The sequence below is a fragment of the Rheinheimera sp. F8 genome (genome assembly GCF_001518915.1).
Map to the genome: position 1 here is coordinate 3,402,025 of NZ_CP013656.1, position 21,730 is coordinate 3,423,754.

The following is a 21,730-nucleotide window of genomic DNA, read 5'->3' on the forward strand; positions in this document are numbered from 1 at the left end:
GCGGTGAATTGAGTATCTTAGCGATAACTGTAAATGTGACGTAGGTTAGTTGAATGTCTGAGCAAAAACCTGGTTTTATCCGTCGTCTGCTGCACTCTGTATGGCAGGGATTCCGGTTTATCCGCAACTTTGTGCTGAATTTTGTTTTCGCGTTGTTGTTTATTGGCTTTATCGCCGTGTTGTTCAGCGATAAAGCACAAGTTGAAGTTAATGATAAAACTGCGCTGGTGCTGAACTTAAAAGGCGATCTGGTTGAAGAAAAACAATGGGTCGATCCGGTAGAAAAAGCTATCAACGAATCGACCGGTTCTGAAGAAGACAGACCTGAAATTCTGGTCCGTGACTTAGTCAAAGTCATCAATGAAGCGGCCAAAGACGACCGGGTCAAGGTCATGGTGTTGGCCCTGGCCGATTTAGGCAGCGGTTCTCTGGACAAACTCCAACAAATTGGTGGCGCCCTGGAAACATTCAAAGCAGCCGGCAAAAAAGTGTTTGCCACCGGCGCTTATTACAGTCAGAACCAATATTTTCTTGCCAGCTATGCCGACAGTATCAACCTGAATCCAATGGGCGCCGTGATCCTCGAAGGTTATGGCAGCTACCCGATGTATTACAAAGCAGCGCTGGAGAAACTACAAATCTCCACCCATGTTTTTAAAGTCGGCACCTACAAATCTGCCGTAGAACCATTTACCCGCAACGATATGTCGCCGGAAGCCAAAGAAGCGAATGGCGTCTGGTTAACAGAGCTGTGGCAAAACTACAAAGAACAAGTCGCTGCGCGTCGTGGTTTTGCCGTCGACAATTTTGATGAAAGTTTTGCCCGCCTGTATGACCGGATTAACGCCGCAAACGGCGATATGACGCAATACGCGCTGGACGCCAAACTGGTCGATACCATCAAGACCCGGGAAGAATTCCGTCAGGATATTATCGCGCTGGTCGGTGAAGATGAAGACAATCATACCTTCAAGCAGATTAGCTACGAAGACTATCAAAGCCTGGTGATCCCGCCATTTCCGGTGGTGAACCCGCTGACTGACAAAGTCGCACTGGTTGTTGCGCGCGGCGCCATCGTCGATGGTAATGTCAAAGCCGGCATGATTGGTGGTGAAAGTACCGCTAAATTACTGCGCACGGCACGCTATGACGACAAAGTGAAGGCGGTAGTGCTGCGCATCGACAGCGGCGGCGGCAGTGCCTTTGCTTCGGAACAAATTGCCCAGGAGATCCGCCTGCTAAAAGCCGCTGGTAAGCCGGTGATTGCGTCAATGGGTGCTGTTGCCGCGTCAGGAGGTTATTGGATAGCAGCGCCGGCTGATCAGATTTTTGCAGCCCCTACTACGATCACCGGTTCTATCGGTATTTTCGCGCTGTTCCATACCGCAGAAAATGCCATGACGACGTTGGGTCTGAATGTTGATGGTGTCGGTACCACTGAGCTGGCTGGTTTCTCTTCTGGTCTGCCGCTGTTTAAAGGCTTGCCGGCAGACGCAGAAAAACTACTGCAACGCAGCATCGAAAACGGCTATGACGAATTTATCACCCACGTCAGCACCACCCGCAACATCGATAAAGTACAGGTCGACAAAATTGCGCAGGGCCGCGTTTGGACCGGTCAAACCGCGTTGAAACTGGGTCTGGTGGATAAACTGGGTACTTTGGACGATGCCATCGCCGCAGCCGCCGCCACGGCCAGCCTGAAACATTTTGATGTGCAGCTGATTGAACAGGAAATGACAGAGCAGGAAAAGTTGATGGCGCAGTTGTTTGGCAGCGCCAAAATGCTCGGTCTCTTGCCGGAACAAGCAGTGACTATGACGCCAGTACAAAAACTGATGCAGCAGCTGAATCAGGAACTGCAGGTATTAGGTCAGTTCAATGATCCGAATGGCATTTACTCGGTCTGTTTCGCCTGTCAGGTGCAATAAAACGCCAACATCAGGCCGGTATTCCCGGCCTGATTTTTTTTGCCGGCCTAAAAAATGAAAACCCCGCACAAGGCGGGGTTTTCTGTATTTGGCGGAGAGAAAGAGATTCGAACTCTTGAAGGGCTACTAACCCTCGCCGGTTTTCAAGACCGGTGCATTAAACCACTCTGCCATCTCTCCGTGGCGCGTATATTAATCAAGACGCGGTCAAAATCAAAGTTTTTTTTATCGATTTAACACTTTGAATTCACTAAAAGAATATTTTTTATCCAAGCTGATGTTTTTTTGACTACAGAACCGGGGAGATGGAATTTTTTTCACCACAAAAGGTCTGCATAACATGACAGTAACAGCTCCAATTCGGTATAGTCGTCTAATACCCAAGTGACTTCAAGCTGCAGAATCCAGCGCATCCCGAAGTTATTTGGGTATATAACCAAGGAGAGTCTATGCAATATCAACAATCACAGGTGCTGTCAGGCCACGACAGCGCAGCTATCAACAAAGTCCTGCGTAACACTTACATGTTACTGGCGATGACACTGACCGGCAGCGCAGTTGCCGCCGGAATTTCGATGGCGCTGGAGCTGAGCGCAATGGCCGGTCTCGGTTTATCACTGCTGGCGTTTGCGTTGGTTTTTGTCGTGATGAAGACCGCTGACAAAGCCTCAGGCATCGCCTGGGTGTTTGTCTTTACCGCCGTGATGGGCGCTTCCATTGGTCCGATGCTGAATCGGTATGCGGCTCTGCCAAACGGCCCTGAATTAATCATGCAGGCCTTTGGTGCCACAGCACTGATTTTCTTCAGTTTGTCGGCTTATACCCTGACCAGCAAAAAAGATTTCTCTTTTATGGGTAATTTTTTGTTTGTCGGGTTGGTACTGGTCATTATCGCCGGTCTAGCCAATCTGTTTTTCCAGATCCCGGCGCTGCATCTGGCGATCAATGCCGTCGTAGTACTGGTGATGTCTGGGCTGATCTTGTTTGATACCAGCCGCATCATCAATGGCGGCGAAACCAATTACATCCGGGCAACCGTCAGCCTGTATCTGAACATTTTTAATCTGTTCACTTCGTTACTGCAATTGCTCGGTGTATTTGGCAGCGACGACTAACGACAACAGTCAGAGGATGCTTTAAAATGCCCCGCTTTCGGGGCATTTCTTTTGTTGGAGCCTATGGCCAGCTTCGTGTTGTATATTCAGTCAGACTGTTATGCCAACCCGGTACTTGATGATGTGCTGCGTTTTGCCAAAGCGGCGGTACAACTCGGGCACCAGGTCAATCATCTGTTTTTTTATCAGCAGGCCGTACAAGCCATCTGTGCTGACATCGACCTACCCGCCGATGAGCCAGACCTGGCCGGCCGGTTGATCACCTTTGCTGAGGCCCACCACATCCCGTTACTGTATTGCGCAACTGCGGCAGAGAAACGTGGTTTTACCAAAGTGCGCCCGGGGTTTACCCTGGCCGGTTTGGCCGAATTTGGCATGCGGCTGGAACATGCTGACCGCGTGGTACAGTTCTGATGGCTAAAATTCTGTTGATCCACCAATCCAGTGCTTTTTGTGGCGCCACCGCGCGCGAAGCGCAGGATCTGTCGTTAGCACTGGCTGCCACCGAACACGAAGTGACGTTGCTGTATCGGGGACCGGCGATATTTCAGTTGCTGCCCCTGCAGACCACGGTTGCTGTGAAAGATTTCACCGTCAGCCAAAAACTATTTGATCTCTATGACGTCGCTGCCGTCTGCGTTTGTCAGCAATCGTTGCAGCAGTATCAATTAACCTCAGCGCAATTACGGCTGCCAGTGCAAGTCGTCGACCTAAGTGCTCAACAACAATTGCTGGATGACGCCAGCCATATTTTGGTGCATTGATGCGATTATTCCAGCTGACTACCCCCACAGTACCGGCGCTGCTGACATTGGCTGGCGCAGATGATTGTGTATTACTGCGCCAGGATGCGGTGTATTTGCTTTTACAGGCTCAGCACTGGCCGTGCCGGCTTTATGTGCTGGACAACGATTTGCTGGCACGCGGACTGGCTTGTCCTGCCGGGGTTCAAAGACTCAGCGACAGCCAGTGGGTTGAACTGACATTACAGGCAACACAGGTAATTTTATGTCAGAACTAACAACACACGCCGATGACGCCTTTGCGGGGATTGCACTGGATAAACATGGTTATCTTGCTGACCTGCAAGGTTGGAACGAAACGTTGGCGCAAGCTTTTGCCAGGCTGGAAGGCATCGACATGACAGCAGCGCATTGGGAAGTAGTCTGGTTTGTACGGGATTTTTATCAGGAATACAACACCTCTCCGGCCATCCGTATCCTGGTCAAAGCCATGGCGGAAAAACTGGGACCGGAAAAAGGTAACAGTAAATATCTGTTTATGTTGTTTCCGGAGGGACCTGCCAAGCAAGCTACTCGGATAGCCGGCTTGCCCAAACCGGCCAAGTGTCTCTGATACCGGCCTGATAGCAGCATCACTTAGCCTTAAAAAACGCTATCAACCAGGACTTAGTGTCCGGTGTTTTTATAAATCATCCAGCCCGCTTCAAAGCTGATATAAAGCACAATCGCAAGAATGGACAATGTCAGTAACCAGTACACGGTGCGCAGAAACACTTTGACCGGGCTGGTCCGGGTGCGTTTCACCACGACCTTTTTTGTGATGCCTGGATTGCGCTGATCGGCTGGTTGTTGTTTTTGCGGTTCTGTCATCTAACCCCGGACCTATCTAATTGTCGAATGTACCGGCGACCTGCGCCGCCGGTTTGATTGCAGATCAGGCAATAACGGTTTTACCCGCCATATAAGGCTGTAACACCGCCGGAATAGCGATAGAGCCATCCGCCTGCTGGCAGTTTTCCAGAATAGCCACCAGCGTACGGCCAACCGCCAGACCTGAACCATTCAGCGTATGCAGCAACTCAGGCTTTTTGCCTTCTTCCGGGCGGAAACGCGCTTGCATACGACGGGCCTGGAAATCGCCCATGCTGCTGCAAGAGGAGATTTCGCGGTAAGTATTTTGCGCCGGCAACCAAACTTCCAGGTCATAGGTTTTGCATGACCCAAAGCCCATATCACCGGTGCACAGCAACATGACCCGATAGGGCAGCTCTAACAGCTGCAGCACTTTTTCCGCATGACCGGTCAGTTCTTCCAGTGCAGCCATCGATTGTGCCGGATGTACCAGCTGCACCAGTTCCACTTTATCAAACTGATGCTGACGGATCAGGCCACGCGTATCGCGGCCATAGGAGCCGGCTTCACTGCGAAAACACGGTGTGTGGGCCGTCATTTTGACCGGCAGTTCGGCCAGATCATAAATACGGTCCCGTGCCAGATTGGTCACTGGTACTTCAGCGGTCGGGATCAGGCTCATGCCAACACCTTCTTCGGTCGCTGGCTGGGTGTGGAACAGATCGGCACCGAATTTCGGCAGCTGACCGGTGCCAAACAGTGAATCTTTATTCACCAGATAAGGCACATACATTTCGGTGTAACCATGCTGTTCAGTATGCAGGTCCAGCATAAACTGAGTCAGTGCGCGGTGCAGACGGGCGATTTGGCCTTTCATCACGACAAAACGTGAACCGGCAATCTTCACAGCACTTTCAAAATCGAGGCCTTTATCCAGCGCTTCACCAAGCGCCACGTGATCTTTCACGTCAAAGTCAAACTGACGTGGCGAGCCGACACGGCGTACTTCAACATTACCGTGCTCGTCGCTACCAACCGGCACCGATAAATCCGGTAAATTCGGGATGGTCGCGGCAATAGCATCGAGCTCAGCCAACACGGCATCAAGTTGCAGCTTGGCACGGTCTAATTCAGCACCAAGTCCATCCACTTCAGCCAGCAGCGGCGCGATATCTTCGCCCCGGGCTTTGGCCTGGCCAATGGCTTTAGATTTGCTATTGCGCTGGTTTTGTAGCTCCTGAGTTGCCACCTGCAATTCACGCCGCTGCAGCTCCAGCGCATTGATTTTTTCAACATCCAGTACAAAACCACGAGTGGCCTGACGCGCGGCAGTTTCGGCCAGTTCGGCACGTAAATATTTGCTATCTAACATGTTTGCTTACTTCATAGTCCCCAGCTTGATACCAAGCCAGGTCAGGGTTAAACACAACACCACATTGGCCAGCACATTCAGCGTCGCTTTGACAAAAGCGCCCTGCTGCAGCATCAACACAGTGTCCATAGAAAAAGTTGAAAAGGTGGTAAAAGCGCCCAAAACACCAATGCCAACAACGATCCGCCACGGATTCGGCGTTAACTGCTCTGTCAGGATTAAACCATAAAGCAGCCCGATGGCAAAAGAGCCGAGAATATTAACCAGCAATGTGCCAAAAGGAAATGCCCGGCCAAAAAGATGTAACATCGCTTCACTGAGGGCAAAACGCAGGCAGGCACCGGCGGCGCCACCCAGCGCAATCGCGACATAGTTAATCCACATCTGCTGCTCCGCCTTGCTGTGCCTGTGCATCTAATTGCTGCAGATAACGCAGTTTTTCACCAAGCTGCTTTTCCAGACCGCGATCTGTTGGCTGATAAAACTGCATGCCTTGCATTTCCGCTGGCAGATAAGTCATCCCGGCGGCATAAGCGCCCGGTTCATTATGGGCATAACGATAGCCTTCGCCATAGCCCAGCTGTTTTAACAAACCACTGGCGGCATTGCGCAACTGGATCGGCACGTCAAAAGAAGGCTGTTCGCGCACAAAAGCCCGCATTTGATTAAAGGCGCTGTATAACGCATTGCTTTTTGGTGCCAGCGCACAATAAACCGCCGCCTGTGCGATGGCCCGCTCGCCTTCAGCAGGTCCAACCCGCTGAAAAGTATCAAACGCCGTCAGCGCCAGCGACAATGCCCGTGGGTCGGCATTGCCGATATCTTCCGACGCAATCGCCAGCAAGCGCCTTGCAACATACAGCGGATCACCGCCGCCTTCTAATATACGGCAATACCAATACAAGGCCGCATCCGGCTGCGAGCCGCGCACAGATTTGTGAAACGCTGAGATTAAGTCGTAATACAATTCGCCCTGATTATCAAAACCGGGTAGGTGTCGCTCAACCAGCTGTTTCAACAAGTCAGTGCTGATCAATCCATCGCTTGAACTTTGTGCGGCGAGCTCCAATAGATTCAGCATCTTGCGCGCATCGCCATCAGCCAGTTGTAACAACAGTTCTGCCGCATGGGGCTCCAGTGTTACAGCTCCCGCCAGGCCAAGTGTGTCGTCGCTCAGGGCCCGGCTCAGTAACTGGCGTAAATCATCGCTGGTAATTTTGCGCAGCACACAGACGCGGGCGCGCGACAACAAAGCGTTATTCAGTGAAAACGATGGGTTTTCAGTGGTAGCGCCAATAAACACAATGGTGCCATCTTCAATATGCGGTAAAAACGCATCCTGCTGGCTTTTGTTAAAGCGATGTACTTCATCAACGAATAACAAAGTGCGCTGGCCTTGCTGCAGCCGGATCCTCGCGTTGTCGATGGCTTCACGGATTTCTTTGATGCCGGCTGTTACCGCAGAAATTTTTTCTATCGCAGCATCTGCGCTGGCGGCGATCAGTTCGGCCAGACTGGTTTTGCCAGTCCCCGGCGGTCCCCATAAAATCAACGAACTGATTTGCCCGGCTTCAATAGCGCGGCGCAGCGGCGTATCCGGACCAACCAGATGCTGTTGGCCGACATAGTCTTGCAAGGTTTTGGGCCTTAACCGTGCAGCCAGTGGCCGCACGTCAGGCGCAAAGCTAAAGGACAGGTTGCTCACTTGCCACGCAGATCTACAATATCAACGCCTTTTGGCGCACTGAATTTGAACTGCGCAGTGTCAATATTGACGTTGCTCTGCATCGCAATGAATTCAAAGCTGCTGGTCTGGCCATCCTGACTGGCCACTGCCATCTTGGCGAGGCCAACACCGGAAAACTGCAACGTCAGTTTTTGCACCGGATTATTTTTATCTTTTGGTGTGATGGCAAAAGTTTCGCCTTCACCGGTCACGTTATACAAGGCCCAGAGTTTGGCGTCGCTGGACGTGAGCAACACAAAAGGTGTTTTATCAACCTCTTTGGTGGCGTCATAGACTTTCAGCTCTTCCAGCGTCTCATCATAATGCCACAGTGTCTTCCCGTCGCCGATCAACAGGTTCGGCGTCGGGCTGATAGTTTCAAAACGAAATAATGCCGGTTGCTTCAGGCTGAGATAACCTTCACCTTCCTGCACTTTTTTATTAGTGGCGTCAGTAACGGTTTGCTGGAAACTGGCCTGATAGCTGTTCAGCCGTGCCAGTTTATACTTGAGCTGTTCTGCAGCCGTTTCGGCCGCGTGAGCCAGTCCTGACACGAACAACAAACCTAATGCAATCAATGAATGCTTCATTTAAAACCCTTTTGGCGGTGGTGGCGCTAACACTTCGCGGTTGCCGTTATGGCCAGGCCCGCTGACAATTCCAACCTGTTCCATCGTTTCGACTAACCGCGCGGCGCGGTTATAACCGATGCGGAAGCGGCGCTGGACACCAGACACTGACGCCTTGCGGCTTTCAGTGACAAATGCTACCGCCTGGTCAAACAGCGGATCAGCTTCAGCATCTTCATCTTCCAGTGTTTCACCCGGCAACAGGTTTTCTTCGGTGGTTTCACCGGACAAGATTTCCGGAATATAGTTTGGCCGGCCGCGGGTTTTCCAGTCCGCGACTATGGCATGCACTTCGTGGTCGTCGACAAAAGCACCATGCACCCGATTAGGCACGCCCGAACCTGGCGGCAGATACAACATGTCGCCTTGACCTAACAGGCTTTCAGCGCCCTGCTGGTCCAAAATGGTGCGCGAGTCAATTTTTGACGATACCTGGAAAGCAATGCGGGTCGGGATATTGGCTTTAATCAGGCCGGTGATCACATCGACTGATGGTCGCTGTGTTGCCAGAACCAGGTGAATGCCGGCAGCGCGGGCTTTTTGCGCAATCCGGGCAATCAGCTCTTCGACCTTTTTACCAACAATCATCATCATGTCGGCGAATTCGTCAATCACTACGACAATAGATGGCAATTTCTCCAACATCGGCGGCTCGGTGCGCATATCATCCGATGCTTTCCACAGTGGATCCCGCAGCGGCTTGCCGTCAGCAATGGCTTCGGCGACCTTGGCGTTATAGCCTTTGAGGTTACGCACACCCAGCATTGACATCAGTTTATAACGCCGTTCCATCTCACCAACACACCAACGCAGGCCATTGGCCGCTTCTTTCATATCGGTGACGACTTCAGTCAGCAGATGCGGGATCCCTTCATAAACCGATAGTTCGAGCATTTTCGGGTCAATCATCAGGAACCGCACGTCATCTGGCGTCGATTTATACAGCAGACTACAAATCATTACGTTAACGCCAACCGACTTACCAGAGCCGGTGGTACCAGCGACCAGCAAGTGCGGCATCTTGGCCAGATCAGCCACCACTGCCTTGCCGGCAATATCTTTACCCAGCACCATGGTCAGCGGTGATTTAGATTGTTCAAATACCTCATCACCAATTACTTCCGACAAGCGGACAATTTCGCGATGTTGATTGGGTAATTCCAGACCGATAAAAGATTTCCCCGGTATAACTTCAACGACCCGCACGCTGATTGCAGACAATGAACGGGCTAAGTCTTTGGATAATCCGGTAATTTTCGACACTTTCACACCTGGGGCGAGATCAAGCTCAAACCGGGTGACTACAGGTCCCGGGTAAACCCCGACCACTTTGGCGTCGACATTAAAATCAAGTAATTTCACTTCAACCAAACGCGACACCCGTTCCAGGTCTTCTGCTGAAATCGGATTGACGGTACGGTTTGGCCGTTCCAGCAGACTGATCGACGGCAACGCATCAATAGGTGTCTGATGTTGCGGGTACAGCACTTCGTCCTGCGCATCTTCGTCGTCCTCTGCCACTAATGTCAGCACGGCCCGACTTGTTTGCGCCGGTGATTGAGTATGCAGGAAGCTTTGCGCCAGTTCGTCGTCGGCGTAAGTTTCATCAATGGCGCTATAACTCAGTTCGTCGTCGGCGATCTCATCGATACTGACAAAAGCACGCGCTTCAGTACGGATATCCAGTGGCTGAATGGGCAATGGCTCGACCCGGGCACCCGCTTCCGGGAAAAAGGCCCGGCTCTGTACTGAAGGATCTACTTTAATCGGACTGGCCGGTTTCGGTTGTACCACAACGGCCGGAACTGGATCTGTGCTGGCAGACACCACAGGTTCTACCGCTGGAATATCTGCGGCAACCGGCTGGTATGCACTGAAATGCGGCATATCAATATCAAGCGGCTGAGAACGCTCTGTCTCGCTGGTGGCAGTGACACTGAATTCGGGTTCAATCCGCTGTGACGATGTCGTTTCTGGCTGCAGCTCTGCGGGAACAGAAACCTCAGCTGCTGCGACTATCACAGCAGGTTGCGCTTTTTCTGCGACCTGATAAGGCGGCATTTTCTGATCTGTGCGCTGCAGCGGTGCGACAACTTTTGTTTTTGGTCTGAACCGGCGCAGCAAAGCATCGCGACTGGCGTTAAAATGCCACAGATGACGGGCAATACTGACAGTCAGGGCACCCAGCTGATCTGCTACCGTCAGCCAGGAAATACCGGTTAACAGCGTCAGGCCAATACAAAAACTACACAATAACAACAGGCTGGACCCAACAAAGCTCAGTTGTGGCAGTAACAAAGCGACCAGCACATCCCCAACCACCCCGCCGCTCGAATACATAAAGATATCGTCGAAATTAATGCTGCTAATGGCACAGGCGCTGATCACCGTCAACAATAAACCCAGCAGGCGCATACCGAGCACAAAATAATCCAGCGACAATAAATCGGTAAACCGCCGAAATAACAGATAGCCACAAAAAGCTAAAAATGGCGGCACCAGATAGGACAGCCAGCCAAATACGGCAAACAGAATGTCGGCGACTTCAGCACCGACCGGGCCGGCGATATTGCGAATATCGGTGTGATAGCCGGTTTGCGTCCAGCTTGGATCGGCCGGATCAAAACTCAGCAGTGCCAGCAACATAAACGCAGCGATGCCCAGACAGGCAATCAATCCGACTTCGACCAGGCGCTGGACTCCGTTCAGCGAAAATACAGTTTTAGCTTGCAACAGCATGACCCTATGAAAGACATTCGATAAACGCAGCAAAGATACCAGACTGCCTTTGCCGCTGCACATATTTCCACGTCAGAAAACAGCACCGGACTGGCCTTTGCTGATTTTTTATCCAGTATTGCCGGTTTCAGCCCCGCACCGCAACAAAAGTCGTTTGTTTGACTTCTTCCATCACGACATAAGTTCTGCTTTCTCGGACGCTGGGCAGGCGCAACAAGGTCTCACCCAACAATTCCCGATAGGCCGCCATATTGGCGACCCGGGTTTTTAACAGAAAGTCAAAACTGCCGGACACCAGATGACATTCCAGAATTTCATCCAGTTTTTGCACCGCTTTATTGAACTCATCAAAATCTTCAGGCGAGGTTTTGCTCAGGGTAATTTCAACAAACACCAGCAAGGCCGCACCAACTTTATTAGGGTCGACTCTGGCGTTATAACCAAGAATAAACTGTTCCTGCTCCAACTTACGCACCCGCTCCAGGCATGGTGTCGGGCTGAGCCCTACCCGCTTCGCCAATTCAACATTGGCAAGACGACCATCGTTTTGTAATTCGGTCAGAATTTTCCGATCAATACGGTCCAGTTTGCGCCCGTTTGGCTGTGTCATCGCTGGCAAGTCACTTATCCTGTTAATTTTTCATTCACGATACATTATGCTGCGTAATCAAATTAAAACAACCAGCAATTCTACATTTATGTCTTTATACTAGCGAAAAATATCCCTCCCCCTACAATAGCTCAGAAAGGCGAATTTTATGATTATTGGCGTACCAAAAGAGATTAAAAACCACGAATACCGCGTCGGTATGACTCCAGCCAGCGTGCGTGAACTGGTGGCGCATGGCCACACTGTTTATGTTGAACACAACGCAGGCGATGGTATTGGTTGCGGCGATGCCGAATACCAGGCTGCCGGCGCTAAAGTCCTGAATTCTGCCGCTGAGATTTTCGCTGTCGCAGAAATGATCGTCAAAGTAAAAGAGCCTCAAGCCGTTGAACGTGCCATGTTACGTGAAGGCCAAATCCTGTTTACCTACTTACACCTGGCACCAGACCTGCCGCAAACTGAAGACTTAATCAAATCAAAAGCAATTTGTATCGCTTATGAAACGGTGACCGACGGCCGTGGCGGATTACCTTTATTAGCACCAATGTCTGAAGTGGCTGGCCGGATGTCAATCCAGGCCGGTGCCCGTGCCTTAGAAAAATCCTGTGCTGGCCGTGGCATGTTGTTAGGCGGCGTGCCTGGTGTTGAACCAGCCAAAGTCGTGGTGATCGGCGGTGGTATGGTCGGTACCAATGCGGCACAAATGGCGATTGGCCTGGGTGCTGATGTTGTAGTACTGGACCGCTCTGTGGATGTATTGCGTCGTATCAACGCGCAATTTAACGGCGCCGTCAAAGCGATCTACTCCACTGCCGACGCGTTAGAAAAACACATTCTGGAAGCCGATTTAGTCATTGGTGGTGTGTTAATTCCGGGTGCTGCTGCACCAAAACTGGTGACACGCGAGCATATCCGCAAGATGAAAGCCGGCTCTGCTATTGTCGACGTCGCCATTGACCAGGGTGGCTGTGTCGAGACCTCTCGCGCCACTACACACGCCGAACCAACTTTTATCGTCGATGATGTGGTGCATTATTGTGTTGCGAATATGCCGGGTGCAGTACCACGCACCTCGACATTCGCTCTGAACAACGCCACTTTGCCATTTATCATTAAACTGGCAAACAAAGGTTATAAACAGGCACTGCTGGACGACCAACATCTGTTGAACGGTCTGAACGTGATCAATGGCCAGGTCGTCAATCAGCACGTTGCTGAAGCGCTGAACCTGAGTTATGTCGACCCGCGTCAGGCACTGACTGCGTAAATCGGCACTTTGTAAAGCATTAAGCCGGGGAAACCCGGCTTTATGCTATCTGCTGTCTGCCAGACGCATTGCTTTTCTGCCTTTGCCAACGGCACAATAAAAGAAAATGATGGAGTATTTGCGATGCGATTGAGCAACTTGTTGTGCGTATTACCACTATTGGTTTGTCAGGTTGGTCAATCCCAGGCCGAGCAGCCGGTGTTTCCGTTAATTCCTTTAAAAGCGGGCAGTCAGTCACTACAAGTGCAACTGGCCGATACACTTGAACGGCGTATGCGAGGACTGATGGAACAGGCTCCGGTACTCAATGGCATGTTACTATTATACGAATCGCCCAGACCTATGACTTTGTGGATGAAAAATACCCCAACAGCTCTCGATGTAGCGTTTATCAATCCAGACTGGCAGATCAGTAAAATACAGGCGATGGCCGCCAACAGCGAAGATTTGCATGAATCACCCGGCGATGTAATTGCTGCGCTGGAAATGCCACAAGGCTGGTTTGCCGCCAACGGCGTGAAAGTTGGGCAAAAAATCCGCAGTTGTCAGGCGTTACCCACCAGCTGTCATTCCGGCAACTGATTAGCGCCGGGCAGGCAGGCACGACCGGTTATGGAGTCTGTTCAGTATCGTCTTTATGTAAATAGATATTGGCAAAACCCATTCGCTTAAATTCACTCAGCCGAAATTCTTTGATCGCGGACTTGTGTTTGGTGGTCGCGGCTATTTGCTGTTCCATTTGCAGAAATTTCTGCAGATCGATGCCTTCAGCAGCCGCAACCGCTTCATATACGTCGTGGAATTTGTCATAGCTAAAAGCGATCTGTCGTTGTTGCCCTTTGAAGGTATAGGTGATGTGACGGGCCATTATTCTTCCTGCACTTTATGAAAATTTTTCAGCGGATTGGCATACATAGTGCGGGCATAACTCTGGATCTCCGGCAACATATGGGCAAGGCGACTGGCAAATTTTGCAGCCGCCTGTTCGTCTGATACCGGCTCACCGGCGGCATACTGATTGGCCGGATAAATTTTGTAGCCCTGATAAATTTGTTTATCAATGAGTTCTGCCAGCTGTTCCGGACTGCTAAATCCGCTATCAATCACCTGACCAAAATGCAGATGGATCCGGCCTTTATAACCGGTGATCCCTTTAATAATGTTATCAATATCTTCGAATTCAGCTTTCTGGTAACCACCGTCTTCCGCCCGCTGATATAACTCCAGCGCTTTGGCTTCATCACAGGGATCATATTCATAAGAAATGGCTACCGGCACAATATTCAGTTGCTGCATGTAAGCGGCAAACTCCTGGCCTTCGGCTTTACCGGCCATATAAAACATTTTCAGAATGGCCGGATCAGTCTGGTCAAAGCCATCTTTGGCACGCCCTTCTTTTTGTGCGATCCAGATGTGTTGACCCTGCTGCAAGGAATGACGGATATAAGCGGAAAGCTGGCTCAGCGCTTTCAGCATTTCGCGCGGACCTTTGGCACTGCGACGCACAATAAAACTTTTATTCAGTTTCATCAGCGCGGTGACACAAGGCTTTTTCAGCAGATTGTCACCAATGGCAATACGGGCGGTATCAAAGCCATGCTCGTGCAGACACCAATTGACCAAAGCCGGGTCCATCGCGATATCCCGGTGATTGCAGACAAACAGATAGGACTGCTGTTTTGGCAAAGTATCAAGCCCACTGCAGCTGACGCCGTCAGTGGTGTGCTTCAGCGCCTGTGCCAGATAACCCGATACATAGCGTTGCACATCCTGTACGGTCTGCAATTTTCGCCAGTGCCGGCGCAGATACCAGCCTAACAACGGACTCAGTACTTTGCTGAGACCGCCAAAGGCTTTGCCAAACTTAAAACGGATAATCGCGGCAGTAAATTCAGGATCTGAAATGATTTGTTCGACAGCCTTAGGCACTTCGGCATCGGAGTACGGCCGGATCTCGTCAAAATTCTGCACTTCAGTGTTCACGCGGTCTACCTGTATGGGCTCAGAAACGGCGTATTTTTACCTATCTGCCGCCAACTGCCTAGCATTAATCTGCAAAACCGCTGATGTTTTCGGCAAAAGCAGCAGATCTCCGACCAGATCAGGCTAATTTACGCAGTGGTGTTTGAGGCGGATGGTAAGGTGTCAACCGGTCGTGCAAGCTGCTAAAACTATGACCAGCATGAAATACACGTCCGGTCAGCGTATCAAGTTCTGACAGAAGCATCAGTCGACATTGACTGGTGTCAGCCGCCAGCACAATTGCCAATGCCCGATTGCGGCCACAGAGTTCCACTAAATCAAAGAGTTGCGGATGACAACTGCTGTGCTGACTTTGCAGATAAAAACTTTTGTGGGCACAGGCCAAACCAAATTCCAGCTGGGCCACCGCATCAACACAGGCAGCGAACACAGCCTGCTGCGGCCAGTGCAACGGCTCCAGCGCAAACAGGCACTGCCAGTAAATCTCCGCCTGACCCAGCGTAAACGCATCGGCTGCAGCGGCCACTGCACTGCGGCTAATTGCAGAGTGACTGAGTGCAGTACAGTGCAAACCAGCAGACGTCTGCAGGTGCAGCTGATCTTGCTGCCAGCACCAGTGCCAGTCGAAATTGGGTTCGATGGGGTCAGTCACGATTTTTCCAGATACAAAATGGCGATAACAGCGTTATATCCGAAACGGATCAAGCAGTTAAATATCATTTTGCACTAGCGATGCATGATCAGATCAGGATCGTTATAAGGCGCTGACGATCTGTTTAATCAGTGCCGGTCCCTGATAAATAAAACCGGTATACACCTGTACCAGCTGCGCGCCGGCAGCGAATTTTTCCTGCGCAGCTGCCGCGCTGTCGATACCACCGACGCCGATGATCGGAAAGTCTGGCCCGATCGCCTGACGCAACTGACTGACCACCAGCGTGCTTTTCTGCCGGACCGGCTGACCGCTGAGACCGCCCATCTCTGCGCCATGCGTCATCGCTGCAACAGCTGATTTATCCAGCGTGGTGTTGGTGGCGATAGCGCCGTCCATCTTGCTGCGTAACAATGTCTCGGCCACCTGCTCTACCGCCACCGCATCCATATCCGGCGCGATTTTGACAAATACCGGTACATATTTACCGTGTTTGGTGGCCAGATCCAGCTGCTCATTTTTGACTGCAACCAGCAGTTCAAACAGCGCTTCGCCAAACTGCAGATCACGCAATCCTGGTGTATTTGGCGAGGAAATGTTGACGGTGATATAAGTCGCATACGGATAGACTTTGCGCATACAGGCGACATAGTCATCTTTACCCTGTTCGTTCGGCGTGTCTTTGTTTTTACCGATATTGATGCCAAGCACACCTTGATAACGGCTGTTTTTCACGTTCTCGACCAGATAATCCACGCCTTTGTTGTTAAACCCCATCCGATTGATGATGGCGTCTGCCTGCGGCAAACGGAACAAACGCGGTTTGTCATTTCCAGCCTGCGGCCGTGGTGTCACGGTGCCGACTTCGATAAATCCAAAACCCATCGCCGCAAATGCATCGATGCAGTCAGCGTTTTTATCCAGGCCGGCGGCAAGGCCTACTGGATTCGCAAAAGTGATGCCGGCAACTGTGACCGGTTTTGACGGGATCTGTTGGGACCATAAAGCCTGCAGCGGCGTGTGCTGCAGTAATTTCAGACTAGCCAGAGCAAAATGATGCGATTTTTCCGCATCCGTCTGAAACATGACTGAACGCGCCAACTGATAAAACATAAAAAGTCCTTAAAAAAAGCCCCGCAATTTGCGGGGCATTTTACCTGTCTGTCAGCATGGACAGAAGCATTTATTTACGGCGTTTACTTCACAGAATCGCAGTGATGACTCAGCAGCATCAGCTCACGCAGCGCCACCGAGAACTTGGCAAACTCATGGCTCTTCGTAGTTTTGAACTCAGCCAGCATCAGACGCCAGCGTGCTAACACACTGTCGTTAGCCACCAGCCAGTTGCCGACCACATCTTCGGCCACGCAGTTGCCGTTGCAGCTGTGGACGACCACTTGCGCTAAGGCACGTTGTTGCCAGTCCAGCTCTTCGCGGTACGAGGCACGGGCCAGCGCCTGCCAGTGGTTCGCCACTGGTTGCTGGGTAATTTGCTCAAGGAACCAATGCAGATCCAGCTTGTCACCGAGCTTAAAGTAAATCTCAGCGACCAATAACAAATCGGCTTGTTCAGCAGCAGCGACTTGAGCAATATCCATCACCGAGAACACAGTACTGAGCTGCGCCATATAACGGGCAACTTCGGCAGGTACTTGTTGTTCCTGCAATTTTTGCGCGTACAGCGACAATGAATCGGCCTCGGCGCGAGCCAGCAATGTATCGAGTTTCACGCTGACGCGGTCAAGCGCAGGTTTAAAAAATGCCACAGTGTCAGCAATGCTCAGTGACTTATTGCGGTGACGCAGGAACCAACGGGTGACACGGCGCATGGTGCGACGTAACTGGAACAGCAAACGGGTTTGCAGTTCAGCCGGAATAGCGGTATCCAGCGCTTCCAGCTTGCTCCAAATCCCGGGCAGGTCAAACAGTTCACGCGAGATGGCGTAGCTGATCGCCACTTCCGATACGCTGGAGCCAGTCTCTTCCATCATGCGCTGCACGAAATTTGCGCCCATATCGTTGACCAGCATATTGGCCAGTTTGGTCGCAATGATCTCGGCCTTCAGCGGGTGCGTTTCCATTTCAGCGGCAAACTTGTCTACCAACACATTCGGGAAAGCGCCCAGCAACAGCTGTTTGAAATATGGCGCTTCAGACACCTCTGGCGTCACCAGTTGTTCTTTCAGCACCATCTTGCCATAGGCTGTCAGGATCGACATTTCCGGACGCGTCAGCCCCTGACCTTTGACCATGCGTTCGGCCAGCGCTTCATCCGTTGGCAGGAATTCCAGTTCACGGTTTAGTTTGCCGTCTTTTTCCAGCGCGTGGATAAAGCGGGTGTATTCTTTCAGTTGTTCTGCGCCAAGCAGCATTGACACAGAAATAGACTGCGTCTGACGGTAACAGTCGCTGATCACGATATCTGCGACGTCATTGGTCATACTGTAAAGCAGATCATTACGCTGCTTCAGCGTCATATCGCCACTGGCAACCAGCGCGTTTAACAGGATCTTGATGTTTACTTCATTGTCTGAACAGTCCACACCACCGACGTTATCGATAAAGTCGGTGTTGATGCGGCCGCCATTCATCGCGTATTCAATACGACCACGTTGTGTGGTGCCGAGGTTACCACCTTCGCCGATGATGCGTGCTTTGACTTCTTTACCATTGACGCGCAGCGGCTCAGAAGCACGGTCACCAACTTCAGCATGCGTTTCATCAGACGCTTTGACATAAGTCCCGATGCCACCGTTCCAAATCAGGTCAACGTCCATCATCAGCGACGCACGGATAAATTCATTTGGCGTCAGGCTGGCAACGGTCACACCGAGCATTTGCTGCATTTGTGGTGTCAGTTTGATCGACTTGGCACTGCGCAGGAAAATGCCGCCGCCTTCAGAGATCAGCTCTTTGTTGTAATCGTCCCAGGTCGAGGTTGGCAGATTAAACATGCGCTGGCGCTCTACAAATGAGCTGGCCGCAACCGGATTCGGGTCGACAAAAATGTGCATGTGGTTAAACGCGACCTGCAAGCGGATATGTTCAGATAACAGCATGCCGTTACCAAATACGTCGCCCGCCATGTCACCGATCCCCACACAGGTAAAATCAGTGCTCTGGCAGTCAATGCCAACTTCGCGGAAGTGACGTTTGACCGATTCCCAACCACCACGCGCCGTGATGCCCATGCCTTTATGGTCGTAGCCATTCGAGCCACCGGAAGCAAAAGCATCACCTAACCAGTGGTTGTATTCCAGTGAAATGCCGTTGGCGATATCGGAGAACGTCGCGGTGCCTTTGTCGGCAGCAACCACCAGATACGGGTCGTCTTCATCGAGGCGCACCACTGACTTCGGCGGCACAATGGCGCCGGCGACGATGTTGTCAGTGATATCGAGCAATGCGCGGATAAAGGTACGGTAACAGGCTTTGCCTTCGTTCAGCCAGGCTTCGCGACCGCCGGTTGTTGGTAATTTTTTACAGACAAAACCACCTTTCGCGCCAACCGGCACAATCACAGTGTTCTTCACTTGTTGTGCTTTCACCAGGCCCAGCACTTCGGTGCGGAAGTCTTCACGACGATCTGACCAACGCAGGCCACCGCGCGCTACTTTACCAAAGCGTAAATGCACGCCTTCAACCTTCGGTGAATACACGAAGATCTCAAAAAATGGCAATGGCAACGGCATATCCGGGATCTGCGACGGCCGGACTTTAAACGAAATATAAGGCTTTTGGCTGCCATCTGCGGCATTCTGGAAGTAGTTAGTGCGGACAATCGCCTGAATTATCGCCAGGAAACGGCGAATGATCCGGTCGTCGTCCAGGTTCGCCACTTGTTCCAGCTGCGCCAGAATTTCTGCTTCGATTGCTGCAGTTGCTTCTGCTGTCGCTGTGGCGGCCGGATCAAATTTGCTGTTAAACAGTTTGACCAGCAAATTGGCCAGCTGCGGGTAACGGCCAAAAGTCGATTCGATATATGCCTGGCTGAATGTACCGCCAATCTGGCGTTTGTATTTGGCAAAAGAACGCAGTAATGAGGCTTCGCGGCCAGTCAGACCAGCGCCTAAAATCAAGCGGTTAAAACCGTCGTCTTCCAAATCGCCTTTCCAGACTTTATCAAAAGCATCCTGGAACAACTGCTGGGCTTTTTCAAAGTCAGCCGGCATAGCGCCGTTTACTTCCATACTAAAATTCAGTACCCAGCCGACCGAGCCATCCGGGCAACGCACAGCATATGGTGTTTCACCGATAACCCGCAGACCAAAGTTCTCCAGCATCGGTAATACGTCAGACAGGTGAATTGGACGGTCTTTGTGGAACAGGTTCAAGCGCACCGCTTTGCTGTCTGCAGCTTCTTCCTGTGGCCGGTAAAACAGCATTTCCAGCGGATGGTCCGCACTTAACGCTTCGAGTTTGGCAATATCAACCAGCGCGTCATTGGGTAACATTTCATCTTTGTACGCGCGCGGGAATGCGTTGAGGTATTTGTTGCCAAGTTCACGGCCGCGCACTTCACCGAAACTGCCGACCAATGCGGTGGCCAGTTTATCTTCCCAGGTACGGGCGGCTTCAATCAGATTTTGTTCGATTTCTTTCACATTGAACTCGACTGTGCTGTCGTTGATCCGCACAAAATAATGGGTGCGTGCCAACACGGATTCAGAGAAATAAGTGGTAAATTCCACCGGCTCATCACTGCCAAGGAAACCTTGCAGGATCTTCTGGGTGTCTTTACGCAGCTGGGTGTTATAACGTTCGCGCGGGACATACACCATGGCCGAGACAAAGCGGCCAAACGCATCTTTACGCAGGAACAACCGGGTCATGTCCCGTTCCTGCATCTGCAGCACGCCAGTGGCCACATCCAGCAGCTCATCATGATCAGCCTGGATCAGCTCATCACGCGGATAGGTTTCCAGAATGTTCAGCAGGGCTTTGTAAGCGTGAGTCCCCACGGCAAAACCCGACTGTTCCATCACTTTGGCCAGCTTGTTTTTCAACAGTGGAATATCGGCTGCGCTGTTGTTGTACAAGGAACTGGAGTACAGACCGATAAAGCGGTCCTCACCGACCACCTGACCTTTGGCGTCAAATCGTTTGATGCCGATGTAGTCGATATAGGCCGGTCTGTGCACGCGGGATTTGTTATTGGTTTTAGTCAGGATCAACAAATCTGAACTGAGTGCCTGTTTACGCGCCACATCCGGCAAGTCACTTAACATCAAATCGCGTGACGTGCTGCGACGCATCAGGCCTAAAGCGCTGTCAGCAATGCCTTCGATTTTATAATCACCGGCAATCGGCACAATGGCGTATTGACGATAACCAAGCAACGTGAAGTTGTCTTTTACCAGCCAGTTGAGGAAATCGGTCGCCTGTTGCAGTTGTTCGGCCGAAGCGGGACCGGCGTTCTTTGGTAAGTCAGCAATGACCTGCTCCAGTTTTGCCCGGGTCGGCTGCCAGTCAATCACGGCCAGCGACACATCCTGCATCACTGAACTCAGTTCAGCGGTCAGTTGTTCCATCGCCGTTTTATCGGTCATCCGGTCGATTTCGACATGGAACACCGTCTGTTTGGTCGATGGATTGGTTTTAGTGCCGAGTTTATGGAATTCGGTAATATTGCCTTTGTCGTCGCGGAAAGTTTGCAGCGGATGGTGCAATAACAGGTGTGCGGTGATGTTGTGGCGATTCAGCGCGATGCGCAATGAATCCACCAGGAATGGCATGTCTTTGATCACCAGCTCAACGATAGTGTGCTTGGATTCCCAGCCATTTTTAGCGATCTCAGGATTAAACACCCGGATCATGGCGTCGTCGCTTTGGTGAGAATTAAACGTCTGCCACAGGCTCAGCGCCGCGCCGTACAAATCACTGTCAATCCGACCAACCAGATCGTCATGCGCGACATTGCCATACAGAGTAAAAGCGAACTTTTCGACCAGGTCGACCTGATCTTTGACTTTCTGACGAATTAATTTGCTTACGTTTTGTAGTAGTACAGATGGTTGACCGTCTATCAGTGCCATTTTTGTATCCTTGTTTTGTCACCGCCCGGGGGGGAGCAGGACATTTGTGCATAGTGTACAGAGCGTGTCAGGTGCG

General features: G+C 51.3%; 20 protein-coding genes and 1 tRNA gene. 8 read left to right on the forward strand and 13 right to left on the reverse strand.

What is annotated here, in order from left to right; genetic code table 11:
- Positions 1-53 precede the first annotated feature (53 nt).
- Positions 54-1,931 (forward strand): signal peptide peptidase SppA, encoded by a 1,878-nt coding sequence (gene sppA / locus ATY27_RS15200; RefSeq protein ID WP_208931469.1) that lies wholly within the window; start codon positions 54-56, stop codon positions 1,929-1,931.
- Positions 1,932-2,020: 89 nt separating this feature from the next.
- Here the strand turns inward: sppA and ATY27_RS15205 are convergent.
- A tRNA-Ser gene (locus ATY27_RS15205) sits at positions 2,021-2,111 on the reverse strand.
- A gap of 269 nt (positions 2,112-2,380) precedes the next feature.
- Between ATY27_RS15205 and ATY27_RS15210 the strand changes: the two genes are divergently transcribed.
- The 5 genes from ATY27_RS15210 (at position 2,381) to ATY27_RS15230 (ending at position 4,402) form a co-directional block, all read left to right on the forward strand.
- On the forward strand, positions 2,381-3,046 hold the full coding sequence (locus ATY27_RS15210) for a Bax inhibitor-1/YccA family protein (protein WP_208931470.1): 666 nt from the start codon (positions 2,381-2,383) through the stop codon (positions 3,044-3,046).
- A 63-nt stretch (positions 3,047-3,109) separates the two neighbouring features.
- Entirely contained in the window at positions 3,110-3,460 is a 351-nt protein-coding gene (locus ATY27_RS15215; protein WP_208931471.1) for a DsrE family protein, read from the forward strand.
- Entirely contained in the window at positions 3,460-3,810 is a 351-nt protein-coding gene (locus ATY27_RS15220; RefSeq protein WP_208931472.1) for a DsrE family protein, read from the forward strand. Before ATY27_RS15215 ends, ATY27_RS15220 begins: the two co-directional genes overlap by 1 nt.
- On the forward strand, positions 3,810-4,067 hold the full coding sequence (locus ATY27_RS15225; protein ID WP_208931473.1) for a DsrH/TusB family sulfur relay protein: 258 nt from the start codon (positions 3,810-3,812) through the stop codon (positions 4,065-4,067). The genes ATY27_RS15220 and ATY27_RS15225 overlap by 1 nt, the downstream gene beginning before the upstream one ends.
- Positions 4,055-4,402, forward strand: a complete 348-nt coding sequence (locus ATY27_RS15230) for a TusE/DsrC/DsvC family sulfur relay protein (protein WP_208931474.1) — start codon at positions 4,055-4,057, stop codon at positions 4,400-4,402. Before ATY27_RS15225 ends, ATY27_RS15230 begins: the two co-directional genes overlap by 13 nt.
- 53 nt (positions 4,403-4,455) lie before the next feature.
- Here the strand turns inward: ATY27_RS15230 and ATY27_RS15235 are convergent, their stop codons facing one another.
- From ATY27_RS15235 to lrp, 7 genes are all read right to left on the reverse strand, one after another.
- Complete coding sequence (locus tag ATY27_RS15235; protein WP_208931475.1) at positions 4,456-4,659, reverse strand: hypothetical protein; 204 nt, start codon at positions 4,657-4,659, stop codon at positions 4,456-4,458.
- Positions 4,660-4,723: 64 nt separating this feature from the next.
- Positions 4,724-6,013 (reverse strand): serine--tRNA ligase, encoded by a 1,290-nt coding sequence (gene serS, locus ATY27_RS15240; RefSeq protein WP_208931476.1) that lies wholly within the window; start codon positions 6,011-6,013, stop codon positions 4,724-4,726.
- A gap of 6 nt (positions 6,014-6,019) precedes the next feature.
- Positions 6,020-6,397 carry a fluoride efflux transporter CrcB gene (gene crcB / locus ATY27_RS15245; protein ID WP_208931477.1) on the reverse strand — a complete coding sequence of 126 codons (378 nt, stop codon included), beginning with the start codon at positions 6,395-6,397 and terminating at the stop codon, positions 6,020-6,022.
- Positions 6,387-7,718, reverse strand: coding sequence for a replication-associated recombination protein A (locus ATY27_RS15250; protein WP_208931478.1), 1,332 nt, complete (start codon positions 7,716-7,718; stop codon positions 6,387-6,389). Before ATY27_RS15250 ends, crcB begins: the two co-directional genes overlap by 11 nt.
- A complete protein-coding gene (gene lolA / locus ATY27_RS15255; protein WP_208931479.1) occupies positions 7,715-8,329 on the reverse strand; it encodes an outer membrane lipoprotein chaperone LolA in 615 nt (204 codons plus the stop codon). The genes ATY27_RS15250 and lolA overlap by 4 nt, the downstream gene beginning before the upstream one ends.
- Positions 8,330-11,101: a DNA translocase FtsK gene (locus tag ATY27_RS15260; protein ID WP_244151326.1), complete on the reverse strand. Its 2,772-nt coding sequence runs from the start codon at positions 11,099-11,101 to the stop codon at positions 8,330-8,332. It lies immediately after the preceding gene.
- 133 nt (positions 11,102-11,234) lie between these two features.
- On the reverse strand, positions 11,235-11,717 hold the full coding sequence (gene lrp / locus ATY27_RS15265) for a leucine-responsive transcriptional regulator Lrp (protein ID WP_208933512.1): 483 nt from the start codon (positions 11,715-11,717) through the stop codon (positions 11,235-11,237).
- 148 nt (positions 11,718-11,865) lie between these two features.
- On the opposite strand from lrp, the gene ald reads away from it, so the two are divergent.
- Both ald and ATY27_RS15275 read left to right on the forward strand, forming a co-directional pair.
- A complete protein-coding gene (ald, locus tag ATY27_RS15270; protein ID WP_208931480.1) occupies positions 11,866-12,984 on the forward strand; it encodes an alanine dehydrogenase in 1,119 nt (372 codons plus the stop codon).
- 123 nt (positions 12,985-13,107) lie between these two features.
- Positions 13,108-13,566, forward strand: coding sequence for a DUF192 domain-containing protein (locus tag ATY27_RS15275; RefSeq protein ID WP_208931481.1), 459 nt, complete (start codon positions 13,108-13,110; stop codon positions 13,564-13,566).
- Positions 13,567-13,594: 28 nt separating this feature from the next.
- On the opposite strand, the gene ATY27_RS15280 is transcribed toward ATY27_RS15275, so the two are convergent.
- The 5 genes from ATY27_RS15280 to ATY27_RS15300 form a co-directional block, all read right to left on the reverse strand.
- Positions 13,595-13,852 carry a DUF2960 domain-containing protein gene (locus ATY27_RS15280; protein ID WP_208931482.1) on the reverse strand — a complete coding sequence of 86 codons (258 nt, stop codon included), beginning with the start codon at positions 13,850-13,852 and terminating at the stop codon, positions 13,595-13,597.
- Positions 13,852-14,967, reverse strand: coding sequence for a 1-acyl-sn-glycerol-3-phosphate acyltransferase (locus tag ATY27_RS15285; RefSeq protein WP_244151327.1), 1,116 nt, complete (start codon positions 14,965-14,967; stop codon positions 13,852-13,854). Before ATY27_RS15285 ends, ATY27_RS15280 begins: the two co-directional genes overlap by 1 nt.
- Before the next feature lie 118 nt (positions 14,968-15,085).
- Positions 15,086-15,619, reverse strand: a complete 534-nt coding sequence (locus ATY27_RS15290) for a cell division protein ZapC domain-containing protein (RefSeq protein ID WP_208931483.1) — start codon at positions 15,617-15,619, stop codon at positions 15,086-15,088.
- Positions 15,620-15,721: 102 nt separating this feature from the next.
- On the reverse strand, positions 15,722-16,732 hold the full coding sequence (gene pyrD / locus ATY27_RS15295; protein ID WP_208931484.1) for a quinone-dependent dihydroorotate dehydrogenase: 1,011 nt from the start codon (positions 16,730-16,732) through the stop codon (positions 15,722-15,724).
- 83 nt (positions 16,733-16,815) lie between these two features.
- A complete protein-coding gene (locus ATY27_RS15300) occupies positions 16,816-21,654 on the reverse strand; it encodes an NAD-glutamate dehydrogenase (RefSeq protein ID WP_208931485.1) in 4,839 nt (1,612 codons plus the stop codon).
- Positions 21,655-21,730: the final 76 nt, after the last annotated feature.

Excerpts from the sequence above, each read along its gene's own strand:
- ATY27_RS15280 (WP_208931482.1), bottom strand. The coding sequence starts at position 13,852 with ATGGCCCGTCACATCACCTATACCTTCAAAGGGCAACAACGACAGATC.
- ATY27_RS15210 (WP_208931470.1), top strand. The coding sequence starts at position 2,381 with ATGCAATATCAACAATCACAGGTGCTGTCAGGCCACGACAGCGCAGCT.
- lrp (WP_208933512.1), bottom strand. The coding sequence starts at position 11,717 with ATGACACAGCCAAACGGGCGCAAACTGGACCGTATTGATCGGAAAATT.
- ATY27_RS15220 (WP_208931472.1), top strand. The coding sequence starts at position 3,460 with ATGGCTAAAATTCTGTTGATCCACCAATCCAGTGCTTTTTGTGGCGCC.
- crcB (WP_208931477.1), bottom strand. The coding sequence starts at position 6,397 with ATGTGGATTAACTATGTCGCGATTGCGCTGGGTGGCGCCGCCGGTGCC.
- ATY27_RS15275 (WP_208931481.1), top strand. The coding sequence starts at position 13,108 with ATGCGATTGAGCAACTTGTTGTGCGTATTACCACTATTGGTTTGTCAG.
- ATY27_RS15215 (WP_208931471.1), top strand. The coding sequence starts at position 3,110 with ATGGCCAGCTTCGTGTTGTATATTCAGTCAGACTGTTATGCCAACCCG.
- ATY27_RS15230 (WP_208931474.1), top strand. The coding sequence starts at position 4,055 with ATGTCAGAACTAACAACACACGCCGATGACGCCTTTGCGGGGATTGCA.
- ATY27_RS15225 (WP_208931473.1), top strand. The coding sequence starts at position 3,810 with ATGCGATTATTCCAGCTGACTACCCCCACAGTACCGGCGCTGCTGACA.
- sppA (WP_208931469.1), top strand. The coding sequence starts at position 54 with ATGTCTGAGCAAAAACCTGGTTTTATCCGTCGTCTGCTGCACTCTGTA.
- ATY27_RS15235 (WP_208931475.1), bottom strand. The coding sequence starts at position 4,659 with ATGACAGAACCGCAAAAACAACAACCAGCCGATCAGCGCAATCCAGGC.
- ATY27_RS15300 (WP_208931485.1), bottom strand. The coding sequence starts at position 21,654 with ATGGCACTGATAGACGGTCAACCATCTGTACTACTACAAAACGTAAGC.
- lolA (WP_208931479.1), bottom strand. The coding sequence starts at position 8,329 with ATGAAGCATTCATTGATTGCATTAGGTTTGTTGTTCGTGTCAGGACTG.
- serS (WP_208931476.1), bottom strand. The coding sequence starts at position 6,013 with ATGTTAGATAGCAAATATTTACGTGCCGAACTGGCCGAAACTGCCGCG.
- pyrD (WP_208931484.1), bottom strand. The coding sequence starts at position 16,732 with ATGTTTTATCAGTTGGCGCGTTCAGTCATGTTTCAGACGGATGCGGAA.
- ald (WP_208931480.1), top strand. The coding sequence starts at position 11,866 with ATGATTATTGGCGTACCAAAAGAGATTAAAAACCACGAATACCGCGTC.